10 protein-coding genes and 1 pseudogene are annotated in these 14,238 nt (G+C 42.6%); 6 read left to right on the top strand and 5 right to left on the bottom strand.

Annotated features, from left to right (window positions below):
• Nucleotides 1-26: 26 nt before the first annotated feature.
• From LX73_RS11905 to msrB, 4 genes are all read left to right on the top strand, one after another.
• Nucleotides 27-1,124: a PepSY-associated TM helix domain-containing protein gene (locus tag LX73_RS11905; protein WP_148899729.1), complete on the top strand. Its 1,098-nt coding sequence runs from the start codon at nt 27-29 to the stop codon at nt 1,122-1,124.
• 171 nt (nt 1,125-1,295) lie between these two features.
• Nucleotides 1,296-3,524 carry a TonB-dependent receptor gene (locus LX73_RS11910; RefSeq protein WP_148899730.1) on the top strand — a complete coding sequence of 743 codons (2,229 nt, stop codon included), beginning with the start codon at nt 1,296-1,298 and terminating at the stop codon, nt 3,522-3,524.
• 21 nt (nt 3,525-3,545) lie between these two features.
• Nucleotides 3,546-4,055 carry a thioredoxin family protein gene (locus LX73_RS11915; RefSeq protein ID WP_148899731.1) on the top strand — a complete coding sequence of 170 codons (510 nt, stop codon included), beginning with the start codon at nt 3,546-3,548 and terminating at the stop codon, nt 4,053-4,055.
• A 142-nt stretch (nt 4,056-4,197) separates the two neighbouring features.
• Entirely contained in the window at nt 4,198-4,770 is a 573-nt protein-coding gene (msrB, locus tag LX73_RS11920; RefSeq protein ID WP_246138246.1) for a peptide-methionine (R)-S-oxide reductase MsrB, read from the top strand.
• A gap of 6 nt (nt 4,771-4,776) precedes the next feature.
• Here msrB and LX73_RS11925 read toward each other — a convergent pair whose 3' ends face one another.
• From LX73_RS11925 to LX73_RS11935, 3 genes and pseudogenes are all read right to left on the bottom strand, one after another.
• A complete protein-coding gene (locus LX73_RS11925; RefSeq protein WP_148899732.1) occupies nt 4,777-5,442 on the bottom strand; it encodes a metal-dependent transcriptional regulator in 666 nt (221 codons plus the stop codon).
• Between the two features lie 113 nt (nt 5,443-5,555).
• A pseudogene (locus LX73_RS11930) lies at nt 5,556-5,945 on the bottom strand (thioredoxin family protein); the annotation flags it as partial.
• A gap of 129 nt (nt 5,946-6,074) precedes the next feature.
• Complete coding sequence (locus tag LX73_RS11935) at nt 6,075-8,672, bottom strand: PP2C family protein-serine/threonine phosphatase (RefSeq protein ID WP_148899734.1); 2,598 nt, start codon at nt 8,670-8,672, stop codon at nt 6,075-6,077.
• A 119-nt stretch (nt 8,673-8,791) separates the two neighbouring features.
• Between LX73_RS11935 and LX73_RS11940 the strand changes: the two genes are divergently transcribed.
• On the top strand, nt 8,792-9,574 hold the full coding sequence (locus LX73_RS11940; RefSeq protein ID WP_148899735.1) for an NRDE family protein: 783 nt from the start codon (nt 8,792-8,794) through the stop codon (nt 9,572-9,574).
• Here LX73_RS11940 and LX73_RS11945 read toward each other — a convergent pair.
• Entirely contained in the window at nt 9,558-11,288 is a 1,731-nt protein-coding gene (locus tag LX73_RS11945) for a Na+/H+ antiporter NhaC family protein (RefSeq protein ID WP_148899736.1), read from the bottom strand. The genes LX73_RS11940 and LX73_RS11945 overlap by 17 nt on opposite strands.
• A 251-nt stretch (nt 11,289-11,539) precedes the next feature.
• Between LX73_RS11945 and LX73_RS11950 the strand changes: the two genes are divergently transcribed.
• The gene (locus LX73_RS11950; protein WP_148899737.1) at nt 11,540-12,526 is read left to right on the top strand and encodes a hypothetical protein; all 987 of its coding nucleotides are present in this window, start codon (nt 11,540-11,542) and stop codon (nt 12,524-12,526) included.
• Nucleotides 12,527-12,720: 194 nt separating this feature from the next.
• Here LX73_RS11950 and gltX read toward each other — a convergent pair whose 3' ends face one another.
• Entirely contained in the window at nt 12,721-14,205 is a 1,485-nt protein-coding gene (gltX, locus tag LX73_RS11955) for a glutamate--tRNA ligase (RefSeq protein WP_148899738.1), read from the bottom strand.
• Nucleotides 14,206-14,238 lie beyond the last annotated feature (33 nt).

Raw genomic sequence — 14,238 nt, forward strand, 5'->3', positions numbered from 1 at the left:
GAAAAGTTTGGCAGCTTTTTATTTCTATGAATAAACAAATATTACTTTCTATCCATAAATGGTTCGGGCTTATAGCGGGTATTTTTATACTCGTAATGGGAGTTACAGGATCGATTATCGTCTTTGATGATGAGATCGATCACTTTATCCATTCTGAGACCATTGAACAACCCAACTCTTCTAAACCGGTCTCTCTTGATAAGGCTTATTCATCAATTACTAATAAACATCCGAATTGGGACCTTCGCTTCACCAACATTCCCAAAAGTGCCAATCGGGCGATTGAAGCGGAGATACGCCGCCCCGATTCCCGCCGTTTTTTATACGTCCATCCGGTCTCGGGGGAGATCCTTTTTGACAGTAACAGCCAAAACAGTTTCACCCACTGGATGCTTAAACTTCATTACAGCTTGCATTCCGGCTTTTGGGGCGAACTTATTCTATTCATCGCAGCCTTGATGTTCATAGGTTCACTAATTACCGGTTTTTGGTTTTATCGAAAGGCTATCGGACGGGTACTGACTTTCAAAATTCGCCCTCGCTTTCGCAACTTACAATCTACCTCCTCTGAACTCCACCGTACCATCGGGGTCTGGGCCCTGCTATTTAACTTTATTACTGCCACAACAGGCGCTCTTATTTTATTCATAATCGTTAGCACCCATATTAAGTCTGATGGGCCTAAACCTATGCCTAATCCACCGGCCGTTAACACATCTATCGACAACCTGTTGGATAAAGCTCAAACCTCGTATCCCGGCTTTGATCCCTCGTATATCAGTATGCCCAAACAGCCGAATGGCAATATTACCCTCTATGGTCATATGAATACTGACTGGCCTATTCACTACCGGTTTTCAAACTATCTAAAGTTCAACCCGCAAAACGGTAAAGAGCAACAATCCTTTTTTATCGCAAACCAACCGGTTTATATGCATCTGCTTAGTTTTATTTACCCCCTTCATTTTGGAAACTGGGGAGGAATTATCATCAAAATACTTTATTCACTCTTCGGCATAGCGCCCGCTGTTCTCTCTATTACCGGTTTTATTATTTGGCAAAAAAGAAACCGGCAAAAGAAAAGGATTAAACAAAAAAGACGAAATGAACGACTAGCGGCATAAATCGGCTTTTACTTTTCCACTTTCAAGCCCCGAACCTAAATAAGTTCGGGGCTTTTTGTTTACCAACGCTGCACCTTTATAGGTGCAATAAAGTAGTTTTTTTAGTCTTGACTAAAAAATAGTGTAGCCTTAACTTTTGCTTAACTTAAATTAACTGATAAAAAGCTAATTATGATTCGCTACTCACTACTATTATTACTTTCCATCACAATACCGGTCGTTGCTATAGGGCAATCTGGTGGTACTGTAAAAGGAACTATTTACAGTAATGGGAACCCTGTGGCAGGAGCCAATGTAATTATCACCCAACTCCAAAAAGGAAGCCCATCCGATAACGACGGTACTTTCAGACTCAGCAATATTACGCCCGGCAATTACACGCTACTCGTTTCAGCAGTAGGCTATAAAAGGTATAGCCGAGAGATTACCATCCGAGAGGGCAAAAGGATTAACATTGACATCCAGCTTAAAGCTAAAACTGAACAACTTGAAGAAGTTGTCGTTACCGGAACCATGCGTGAAACCTATGTAAAAGAATCGCCGGTTAAAGTGGCGGTCATTACTCCTCAACGATTACAGCGGAGCAAGACGAGCTCTAATATTATGGACCTCATTAGTAATGTAAATGGGCTTTCTACACAGCTGAACTGCGGCGTCTGCGGCACTAATGCTATCCGTATTAACGGCGTTGAAGGCCCCAATACGGCGGTACTTATTGACGGTATGCCCATTATGGGAGCGCTGGCTTCTGTCTATGGATTAAATGGCATCAGCCCTTCCGTCATCGATCAAGTTGAAGTTATAAAAGGGCCGCAATCTACACTTTATGGAACGCAGGCACTGGGCGGCGTAGTCAATATTATTACCAAAAATCCCGATTTAACCCCAACATTTTCGGCGGATGCATACGCCAAAAGTACGAAAGAGGGAAATATTAACATTGCGGCCTCACCAAAAGTAGGTCGATTCAAAGGCTTTATCAGCGGAAACGCCCTTCGCATGGAAAACTTCTTTGACAACAACGGCGATAATTTCAACGATGTGGCAAAGCGATCTCGAATTTCGCTTTTTGGTAAAGGAACCCTGGAAGGTAAAAATGGTGAACAGCGATTAAACTTTGCAACTAAATACTATAATGAAAACCGAACCGGCGGTGTAAAGACCTTCGCTGATGGTATGCGCGGATCTAGTCAAATCTATGGCGAATCAATCTATACTGAGCGCGCTGAGCTACTTACTGATTATCGCCCGGCGGGATTAAGTCAACAGCTGCAAATCAGCGGAGCTCTTACCTATCACAACCAAGATAGTTTTTATGGTTCAGAACACTACGATGCGCAACAGAATATTGCCTTTGGACAAGCTACATGGACTCAATCTTTTTCTGATGCCTTTACACTCTTAACGGGAGTAACAGCTCGATATCAAACATACAACGATAACACTCCGGCCACCTCAAATGGTACTAACAAACGATTTATTGCGGGTGGGTTCACCCAGGGGGAACTTTCAATAAATAACATAATACTGTTGGCAGGTCTTCGCGTAGATCATCATACCCAACATGGCATCGTCACAGCTCCACGGCTTTCGGCAAAATACAGTCCCGATAACTACACAACAATTCGCGCCAGTGCGGGCACAGGCTTTCGTATAGTTAACGTTTTTACCGAAGATCATGCCGCCCTTACCGGATCGCGGCAGGTTGTCTTTGCGGAAAATCTTGCCCCCGAAGAGTCAAAGAGTATCACTGCAAGTGTTGAACAAATTTTCCCTTTAGGATCAAATCCACTGACAGTAAATATTGACGGATTTTACACACGATTCTCAAATAAGATTATCCCCGACTACAACCAAAATCCCAATCTTATCGTATATGAAAACCTGAACGGCTATTCAGTAACACAAGGGGGTTCTGTGAGTCTGGATCACAACCTTACAGTCCTCCCCTTCAACTACAACATAAGTTTTACCCTGATGGATGTGTTTACACAGGAAAATGGCCAGCGTCAATCGCTTACCTATGCGCCAGACTTTACCGGCTCGTGGGGCATTACTTACCAGTTACCTGACCTTAACATAACACTGGGATATAGCGGAACTATAACGGGACCTAAGCGCATGCCGGACAACTATGTACAACAATTTGGGCGCGATCGGTCGTCACCAACTTATACCACGCATGATTTCAAAATTACCAAAGAATTTACCAACGTGAACAGCGCAAACGGCGTGGGTATAGAAGCATATATTTCCGGCGAAAACATCCTGAACTATACGCAAGGCAGTCCGCTTGTGGATGCTTCAAACCCTTTTGGTTCCCAATTTGACACCATCTATACCTGGGGGCCCGTCATCGGTCGTACATTTTCGCTGGGCGCGCGACTTAACATCAGATAAATCCAACATAGTGCTTTTAAAATGCTCAACCATTTACTAAAACTTCTGATTCTTATAGCTCCCCTTCTCTTCTTGAGTGGGTTTAGCAGTTCGCTGGTACAAGCCCAAGGACAAGAAATAAATTGGCAACCTTTTGAAAAGGCTATCAACAAGGCACGTTCAACTAAAAAACCTATCCTTGTAGATGTGTGGGCACCTTGGTGCGGTTGGTGTCATAAAATGGAAAAGGACGTCTATCCTGCGCTTGTATCAACATTAAAGGAGAATTTTTTACTCACACGTATAAACCGGGATAACCATAAAGCCACCTATCAATATAACGGACAACGCTATTCTGCCATCCGCCTTACCCAAAAATTTAAGATCCAAAGCGTACCGGGCCTTGTATTCCTTTCAGAAGAAGGTCAGTACTTACTGCATATCTCTGGCTTTATCAGCGCCAACAAGCTTCGTCCAATACTCCTGTGGATATCTTCAAAATCCTATCAGGAACAATCTTACGCTGACTTTATCAGCCAACACAAACATTAAGCTATATTCTTTCGCACTACGAAAAATTACTCGCCTTTCTAAAATATTCTCATTTTAAATACCAATCTCGCTTACGCAATTTTTCGTATTAAATATTTGTTGCTATGATATAAGGTAAAGTTTAATACGAATATTATAAGGCATGAGAAATCTATATTACTTAAGTGTATCACTGCTTATTCTGTCGGTTGTAGCGTGTGGTAGTCCTCAAAATAAGACATCAAATACTCAAAGCGCTAAATCTGCTTCCATGAGTATCAGCACGGCTTCAGGTGTAGTCCCGGATACCATTGAGATTGAAAAAGTTGAGAAATCAGAAGCTGAGTGGAAGGAAATTCTAACAGATAAGGAATATCATATTCTGCGTGAAGAAGGTACGGAACCGCCCCACAGCAGTCCTCTGCTGGACATTAAAAAAGACGGTATTTTTTACTGTGCGGCCTGTGGACTTCCGTTATTCCGGACCAAAACCAAGTTTAAATCGGGGACCGGCTGGCCTAGCTTCTGGAAGCCTATTAGTCCCAAGGTGGTAAAAGAAGTTGACGATCGTAGCTCAGGGGTACTCCAAACTGAAATTGAATGTGCTCAATGTGGGTCTCACATCGGCCATGTGTTTAATGACGGACCCGAACCAACGGGACTCCGCTACTGCATGAATGGTTTAGCACTCGATTTCAAAGCTGAAGAAAAGAAGGAGGATAAGTCAGAACAATAAGGCAAATTATTCTTCTGCAAGTTCTGTGACAAAAATCGTACTGGCCAAATCATGGCCTACTACTTGTTGGTTATCTTCAACCAATAGGGTAAGGGGGCCATCGAAAGGGGCTTTTTCTTTAACCGTAATACGAACGCCCGGTAATAACCCTTCTTTTTCAAGATAGCGGAGGCGTTCAGGATCCTGATCCTTTACTCGTCCTATAATGTAGGTATGGTTTTCTTTAGCGTGAATGAGCGACTGCTCATCCATCTCGGGCATAATACCATCTTTGGAGGGAATGGGATCACCGTGCGGATCGTGAGAAGGATCATCCAACAGCTCGGCAATTTTATCCTCAAACTGCTCAGATATATGATGCTCCAACTGTTCAGCCTCGTCATGCACTTCATCCCATGAATAGCCCATCACTTCCAGCAGGTACAGTTCCAACAGCCGATGATGGCGAATAATCTCCAGAGCCATCTTCCTCCCTGACTTGCTAAGCTTGGCTCCCTTATATGATTGATAATCAACCAGTCCCATCTCATCCAGCCGCTTGATCATATTTGTAGCTGATGCCGATGACACCTCCATAGCCTCGGCAAGCCGACTTGTAGAAACGCCCTCTTCTTCGGATTCTAACTTGAAAAGCGTTTTTAAATAATCTTCAATCGCTTGGCTCAGTACCATAAAGAGGATTAGTGAAAATTCTAAATCACTGCAAATATATTAATTACAGCAATATTTTACAGTACAAAAATTAAGAGCTAACAGATATATTTATAACAATCAGTTTGTACACATTATTCGGCATTTTTGAGCGAAACTCCATACTGTTCTAAATACGCCTTAAACTCCAAAGTATTAAACAACTCCTGTCCCACATATGTCAATAATTTATCCAATACGCGCGGCGGCAGATAACCCGGCTGGGTCCCCAGGATTTCTCCTTCAGGATCTACAAAAATCATGGTAGGCGTAGCAGTTACCCGCAATTTCTTTGCCAGCTGCTTCTGAGTGTACTCGTCACCATTAAATTGTACTTCTTTATCGGATTCTATATCAATCCGAACAGGGTGAAAATATTGTACTAAACTGTCTTGTACCGAAGACGCCGGAAAGGTATCCTCATACATTTTCTTGCAATAACTGCACCACTGTGTTTCCGCAAATATGAAGACCTTTTTTTCTGTTTGGGATGCTTTTTACTGTGCTTTTTTCAGTGACATCCAGTTAATATCCTGCGCAACACTAGCATCCGGGATAAGAGCACAAGTTAAAAATATACAGCAGAATATTATCCTCATAACATTTCTCAAATACTACTCTTTATTACGTTTGATGATAAGGATCGTCATATCATCATGCTGCTTTGTGTCACCAATAAACGAATATAATTCTTGGGACAGTTCTTGCAGCAGTGTTTCCGCTGAAGATTCTTTTCGCTGCTCTAAAAATGTGTGGAGACGTTTACTGCCGTAAAAATTATGCGCTCCATCCAGTGCTTCCACAATTCCATCAGTGTAAAGTACTAATAAATCATCTTCGAGTAGGTTCAACTTCAGTTCCTCAATATTATCATCGAATAAAGAGCTTTGTGTAAGTCCTACGCCAATACCATTGGGCCGTAATTCTTCGGAATGGCTGTTTTCTGCACTTATCTTAATAACCGGATTATGCCCTGCACGCGCAAAGTTGAAGGAATTATCTCTCAGATCTACAATACCATAGACCAGTGAAATAAAGGTTCCCCGCGGAGCAGTATCATAAAACAGCCGGTTCGTTTTTTTCAAAATCTCGGCGGGCGAATCAATTTCTCGACATAAACTATGCAGTATGCCCTTAATAAACGTCATATAAAAAGCTGCCTGAATGCCTTTACCACTTACATCACCTATAGTCACCGCTAAGCGGTGTTCATCAAGCTGAACAATATCATAGTAATCACCGCCGGTTTCATAAGCGGGATTACAAATTGCGGCAATGTCAAGCCCTTGCACCTGCGGTGTCTCTACCGGTAAAAAAGATTGTTGTACATCACGAGCTATTTCAAGCTCCTGCTTAATACGCTGTTCTTGTGCCAACTCTTTCACATATTCGGGTACATAATCAGGAAGCGACTGGTGCTCCCTCCCCTTAGTAACAAATACAACGCCGATAAGAACAGTAAACAACACAAACCCGCAAACGACTAAAAACGCATAAAGATCGGGCGATCCCGAGGCTATCCATCCACTGGAAGCATTAAGCATCAACAAAAACAAAAAATGGGTAAATAATGTCGTTAGCAGATCCCAACGTAAAAAGATCCCTACAAACAACCCACTTAGGAAAATATGCAGCAGATATCCCGACCAATCGGGACCTACCGACAAAGCCGGAGAGAATACGGCCATCGACAGAACCATCATAGCAGCGGCAGTAATTTTACTCCCTGACATTCCATATGCTTTAGTTCCTACCACTGCAAATATCGATAGAATGAGTACCAAGCTAAACAAACCAGTATCGATAAACAGATAAATGGGAACCCACGTTGCCGTGTAGGATAAAAAGGTGTTATTAATTTCAATATAGAGTTCCGGGAAAAACGACAGAATAAGACTCCAAAAACCACAGGCGATACCTGCCAGCACCACAGATCGAAGGATAGTTTCTCCAATAGGCTTGTTAAACAACCTGCTCTGTCGTACATAGTCATAACTAAATAATTTATCCGGCCAATATTGACGCATCAATGAATCGCCAACAGCCGTAACCGCAAAGAGAGCAACAGACATCAAGGCTCCCGAAAAAGCCATTTGTAACCCAATCTGGAGCAAACTAGCAGTTTGCGAGACATCGAATAGACCACCGGTTACAAGATTTTCAAGTAAAATTATGGATGGTGTTATCAAACCGGCAATTATCCCTACCACTAAGGCAGGACTGCTATCCACCGTTCGTGATCGGATACGAAAATACAGCAGCACAGCAACGGATATTCCAAAAAGAAGTATAAGCGCCGTCACAATGAAATCTAATAACCCGAGCGCAGATTGGTCTTGGATACCATTATACGTGTACTCCAAACCCAACAGTGCCCCCGTAGGCAATATCGTCAGTGTGATATTCACATCCTGTCCAAGTATAGATTCATTATTCGAAAACGTCACTTCAGCAGCCGTATGCGAATTGATAGCCGTCACTACCAAATCGGTACGTTTCATATTTTCAAACTCCCATCCCGTATTCTTCAGGTGATAGGCAGCTAACTTCTCAATATTGGCAGTAGAATACGTATGTGCCTGCTTTTCGGTCTTCTCAATATTTGAAGAATCAGATACACCATTCCGTTCCGACTTTATATCAAACGATAATACTCGCTGCAATGTTGAATCTGGTGCTGATTGTAAAAACTGTCTATCTTCTTTAATGTCAAAAGCTGCAGTTACTGCTTTTTTGTTTACAATCCGGTTGGGTAGCACGTTATGCGGGTTGGTAAAACCAATCAATTGCCCGGATTCATCCAAGTGAATACGCATATGATCTTGCTGTCGCGGAACGGATCGAAATCGTCCTCCCGACCCCTGTTTTTTGATAATCATCTCCCAATAATACGGGTATATCCCTGCGTGGCTTGAATCTGAAAGCAAACGAACCATGTGCTGGCGACCAAGATTAGCCTGAAGGCTATCCAACAACTGACGATTACTTTCAAACGACACTATGGTTTGCTGACCATCAAGTGAATATCCCAAGGTATTAAATGCCTCGAGCGCTTCGGCTTGTGCAGCATTTTTATTCAACCGAGTATTTATTGCACTCTTGGGATTTTGTGACGAATAGCTTAGGAAAAAACCAAACAGACACAGCAAACCAACGGCACCAAAAATATAGTCGCGAACTGTAAAAGCACTATTTTTATTTAGTAATGACATTTACTTCGTAATAACATTCAATGATGTGCGATAATACTTATTTTTTTAATCTCACGCATGAATATGCCAAATTGTTACGAAAAATTCTTATTCAATAATTTCAACGACTTTCTTCTGCCATGTGTCTCATTGCTTTCGCTTATAAGCAGCATCCAACATACAACTTAATCTTTGCGGCTAATCGAGATGAAAACTACAACAGGCCAACATGCGCGGCGCAATTTTGGGATGATTACCCTACGCTTCTGGCAGGTAAAGATTTAAAGGCCGGCGGTACATGGATGGGCATCACCAAACAAGGACGCTTTGCAGCGTTGACAAACTATCGCGATCCCTCCATCCAAAAAGAAAACCCACCCAGTCGGGGAGAGCTAGCATTGGATTTTTTAAAGACGAGCGATACTCCAATGAATTATTTGCGCAATATCCACTCTAAAGCAAATCAGTATATGGGATTTAACCTATTGGCAGGTACTATAGATCAGATTGGATATTATTCTAATCAACAAGACAACGCTCACCAGCTTAATTCTGGACTATATGGATTAAGCAATCATCTGCTTGATACCTCCTGGCCCAAAGTGAATCGTGCGAAGGAAAACTTACGCTACCTAATAAAGAATAAACAAATTTCTGAACAAGCCCTTTTTGATTTACTCGCTGATGATCAGCAAGCACCTGATGATAAATTGCCTGACACCGGTATCTCAAAAGAGGTTGAAAAACAGGTTTCTCCTGTTTTCATCAAAAGCGATAATTACGGTACTCGATGCTCAACCGTGTTACTGATTGATAAAGATGGGGTTGTCACATTTACCGAACGGCGTTTTCAACCGGGTACATTAAAAGTAGAGGACGAAAACCAATATCGGTTTTCAATCGATCCTAATCCAGCGATGTAGCTGCGGCTTCTTTGCCCTCAGGTGCATACTCTTCGGGATCCGGAATTTTACCGAACTTGAAAATGATACCCACGATAAGTGCTATTCCCAGCGGATAAATAATCCACCATGGAATACCAACCACCAGCATCCCAATCATACTCGTGATGCTGATTGTCCCGACAATCATCGCATAGGGTAGCTGGGTATTAACATGCTCAACATGATCGCACTGGGTAGCAATAGAGCTTAGGATCGTTGTATCTGAAATAGGGGAACAATGATCACCCCAAACCGATCCTGCCAACACCGAACTTACACTGGCATAAATAATTTCGTGTGTAATCTCGAATGGCAGTCCGGTATTATTTCCAATCTCCCAAGCCAGTGGCACTACCAGTGGCATCAAAATGCCCATAGTTCCCCAACTCGATCCCGTTGCAAAAGCAGTCAGGGCCGATAAAAGCAGAACAATGGCCGGCAACCAATAGGCATTAAGTGTTTCTCCAAATACATTCATGAGGTAATCGGCGGTACCCAGCTCCACGGTAATGGCACTAAGGGCCCAAGCTAAAACAAGTATCAAAAGCCCATCAAACATAGTATGCATCCCCTCCATCATGCCCTCAAGCATCTCTTCTACTTTTAACAATTTTTTTGATAGGGTCATGACAATAGCCACTGCAATGGAAATCAGGGATCCCCAAAGTAAGGCTTTGTAGGAATCAGCTGTTTCAATAATTGATTGAATGGAGTCACCCGATCCGGTAACAAATAGCCCCGCAACAGTACCAAAAATAAGTGTTAGTATGGGGATGGCTGCATTAGTCCAATGGGATACCTTTTGCTCCTCTTCATCATCCTCGATCTTATCTTTCCATAAATTATACTTGTCCAGCGTTGAGTCATGTTTGGACTTGTACAAGTTGATACGAGCAGTAAGCATGGTAGCAAAATCGCGGCCCGACCACGCAATAAGAAGTACAAAAAAGATGGTGAAAAACGCGTAAAAGTTATAGGGGAGCGAATTAACAAACACCGAATAGGCCGACTCATTAAAGTTTGGCATCTTCGATTCAGCATCAGCGATGAAGCCAACCATAGCCCCAATCCAGGTACTTACTAAGGCAACGGTGGCTACCGGTGCGGCGGTGGCATCTACCAGATAAGCCAATTTTGCCCGTGAAATACGCAGCTTATCGGTGAGTGGACGCATGGTGTTTCCCACAACCATGGTATTGGCATAATCATCAAAAAAGACCACAAATCCCATCAGCGAGGTCATTAGTTGGCCGTGGGCCTTAGTGCGTACAAAAGTTGTGATTCGCTCGATAATGCCCCGCGTACCACCATTATCGGTGATGATTCCTACCATCCCGCCAATTAAGAGTGTGAAGATAATAATACTCATATGCCCCGTATCAACGGTAGCGGGAACAATGTACCCATCGAGGGCGGTAAAAAAGCTCGAAAAAATACCCGCAAAACTGACACTGCCGGCTAAAAAAGCTCCACACCAAATCCCCAAAAACAGTGCGAATAGTACCTGCCGAAAGATAAGTGCAATACCAATGGCAACCAGCGGAGGTACAATACTGAGCCAGGTTCCCGTTTCGATACCGGCAGAGGCTGTTTCCTGCAAGGCTACTGCTGTATCCGGTGAGGCGTAACCAAAGTTAAGCCACAAAAAAATACTGCATACACCAACGACAAGAAATAATATTTTCCGTTTCATTCAGCTCACTATTACTTAATTATCTTAACTGACCATCACAAAGAACGTAAATGATGAATGAAAATACAATCTCTGTACTAATTTGCCAGAAATTTTAGACTGATATAATCACAACCATTAAAAAAAAGAAATAACATTAGGGGTATCCCCACCTTAGGAGTGTATTACAATCTAGAACCGAAAAATTAATTTAAGTAAAAATATGGGTTAAAAGCTCATACTAGTAGAATTCTTAACTAAACCCCTTGATTATGAAACTTTCAAAGTTACTATTTCTGGTTATATCTTTAGCAATATTCAGTTTGTATGGATGTTCTGATGGTGGACCGGCAAATACCAATCCAAACATCACTCCCCCTTCAGCAGAAGAGTTTAATAACTTAAGAGCTGCTGCCTGGGATTCGTTGACACAAACCCATCAATTTGATGCAGCAAATGGCATCTCTTTTACTTCTGAGAATGGCGTGGACTTGAACGTTCCTTCGGGTTGCCTGACACTAAATGGGCAGTCTGCAAGTGGATCTGCAACCTTAGAATATGTCGAACTTTTTAACAGAAGCAACATGCTCGTCAGCAATAAGGCTACAATGGGAATAGATTCCACAGGCAAAAAAAGGATGCTAATATCCGGTGGATCATTTTTCATGGAAGTCACTCAAAACGGCCAAGAATTGGAAGCATCCTGCAATAATGTTCAGCTAAAAATTCCCGGTAATTTAACAGGCGGAACTGATACTGAAATGACATTATGGAAGGGTAACACAGATAATAATGACAATCTTGGCTGGGAAGAAGAGGATTCAACAGGAGTAGCTGGCGCAGGTCAAAACCTATTTGTAGAAAATACTAATTATTTTGCGTTTCCTAATGACTTCTCCCCTACCAATGTGGACAAGTTTTATTCTGACCCCCGTCCCAAAACTACTTTGCAGGTTCAACCGCCTGAAGGTTATGACAGCGAAAACTCTGCGGTCTATCTGTCTTATGATGGAGAAAAAAATGCATTAGCTCAACTTGATACTTTTGACGAAAACACCGGTATCTTTTCAGAACATTATGGACAGATACCTATTGGTTTAGAAATGCATATCATTTTTACCACTGAAGAAAATGGCCAATGGCGCTATGCCATAAAGGGAGTTACTGTAGCAGAAGATGATTTATATACTTTTACTATTGCAGATACACAACTCGGATCCAAGCAAGACTTAACGAATGCGATAAAAAATCTTCCTTAATTGAAAACACACATTGCAAACATCATCAATAAAAAAACCTGACAGGCGTCAAACCTGTCAGGTTTTTCATATTTGATAGAGGGCTTTGCAAAACTATCTCCATCTTGTCATTCTGAACTTGTTTCAGAATCTCATATGCATTTGTTGGCGTTTAAACCAAGATAGGTTTTGCGAAGCCTTTTTGATAATAAATATCAGCCTAACTTCTCGATCGCAGTATTAATACGACGAATGGTCGCTTCCTTGCCAATTAGTTCGAGGGTGGGCGTCAAATCGGGTCCATGCCCCATTCCGGAAACAGCTACCCGCAGTGGCATCATCAGTGGGCCAAATCCTACGTCATGGGCTTCAATCACTTCTTTTATTTTATCTTTCAGTGTTGTCGCCTCGAATTCATCGGTATCAAGCTGTTCTATTTTATCCACATAGTCACTGAGTAATTCGGCACTGTCATCGCTCCATTTATCAAGCGCCTGCTCTTCATACTCTTCGGGATCTTCAAAGAAAAAGTGTCCCATCGTAATAAATTCTTCGACCTTGCTTACCCGATCTTTCATCAGTGGTATAATTTCCATCATATATTCTTTATCGGGATCAATGCCATGCTCGTTGGCAATCTCGTTGACGCGGGGAAATAATTCTTCGGCCGGTTTTTCACGCAGATAATGCTCGTTATACCAGGTCAGCTTTGGATAGTCGAATACCGCACCGCCTTTGCTTACGCGATCCAATGAAAACAGATCAATCAGCTCATCCATGGAATGAATTTCTGTATCATCACCGGGGCTCCATCCCAAATAAGCAAGGAAATTCACGAGTGCTTCAGGCTCATACTTTTGCTCGATATAATCTTTGGTGTTGATGGGGATACCCTCACTCTCGGCTTTTCGCTTAGATAATTTTCCTCCACTGGGCGACATAATAAGCGGCAGGTGTGCTACCTTTGGTGGCTCCCATCCAAAATATTCGTACATCAACATGTGCTTAGGCGTACTACTTAACCACTCTTCACCACGAATTACATGCGATATTTTCATCAGGTGATCATCAACGACATTCGCCAGGTGATAAGTGGGCATACCGTCGGATTTAACCAACACCTGATCATCAAGTCCTTTGCTTTCGAAGGATACAAAACCGCGAATCTCGTCCTCAAAACGGACGGTTTCGCGACGGGGCACTTTTAGCCGAATCACATAGTCTTCGCCTTCATCCAGCTTGCGCTCCACTTCTTCTTCGGGAAGCGTCAAGCTATTTTTCATCGACATGCGTGTAATAGCATCGTACTTGGGAGCCGGATTCCCTGATTTTTTAAGGCGCTCTCGCATTTGATCGAGCTCTTCGGGCGTATCGAAAGCATAGTAAGCGTTGCCTTGTTCTACAAGCTGCTCAGCGTAATCTTTATATATATCTTTGCGCTCGCTCTGGCGGTACGGGCCTACATCACCGGGGTTTTCGGGACCTTCGTCAACCTCCATCCCGATCCACTTAAGTGATTCCTTAATATCTTTTTCGGCGCCCTCTACATAACGGCTTTGATCGGTATCTTCAATCCGCAGCACAAAAGTACCGTCATGCCCCTTTGCAAATAAGTAATTGTAGAGTGCCGTTCGAAGTCCACCAATGTGCAACAAGCCGGTGGGTGACGGCGCAAATCGTACACGTACATTTCCATCCATAAAAAACTGGCTTACTAATTTCTATAACAATTC

The sequence above is a fragment of the Fodinibius salinus genome (assembly GCF_008124865.1).
GTDB classification, from domain to species: domain Bacteria; phylum Bacteroidota; class Rhodothermia; order Balneolales; family Balneolaceae; genus Fodinibius; species Fodinibius salinus.

Coding starts and splice junctions, on each gene's coding strand:
- LX73_RS11905 (WP_148899729.1), top strand. CDS start 27: ATGAATAAACAAATATTACTTTCTATCCATAAATGGTTCGGGCTTATA.
- LX73_RS11910 (WP_148899730.1), top strand. CDS start 1,296: ATGATTCGCTACTCACTACTATTATTACTTTCCATCACAATACCGGTC.
- LX73_RS11915 (WP_148899731.1), top strand. CDS start 3,546: ATGCTCAACCATTTACTAAAACTTCTGATTCTTATAGCTCCCCTTCTC.
- msrB (WP_246138246.1), top strand. CDS start 4,198: ATGAGAAATCTATATTACTTAAGTGTATCACTGCTTATTCTGTCGGTT.
- LX73_RS11925 (WP_148899732.1), bottom strand. CDS start 5,442: ATGGTACTGAGCCAAGCGATTGAAGATTATTTAAAAACGCTTTTCAAG.
- LX73_RS11935 (WP_148899734.1), bottom strand. CDS start 8,672: ATGTCATTACTAAATAAAAATAGTGCTTTTACAGTTCGCGACTATATT.
- LX73_RS11940 (WP_148899735.1), top strand. CDS start 8,792: ATGTGTCTCATTGCTTTCGCTTATAAGCAGCATCCAACATACAACTTA.
- LX73_RS11945 (WP_148899736.1), bottom strand. CDS start 11,288: ATGAAACGGAAAATATTATTTCTTGTCGTTGGTGTATGCAGTATTTTT.
- LX73_RS11950 (WP_148899737.1), top strand. CDS start 11,540: ATGAAACTTTCAAAGTTACTATTTCTGGTTATATCTTTAGCAATATTC.
- gltX (WP_148899738.1), bottom strand. CDS start 14,205: ATGGATGGAAATGTACGTGTACGATTTGCGCCGTCACCCACCGGCTTG.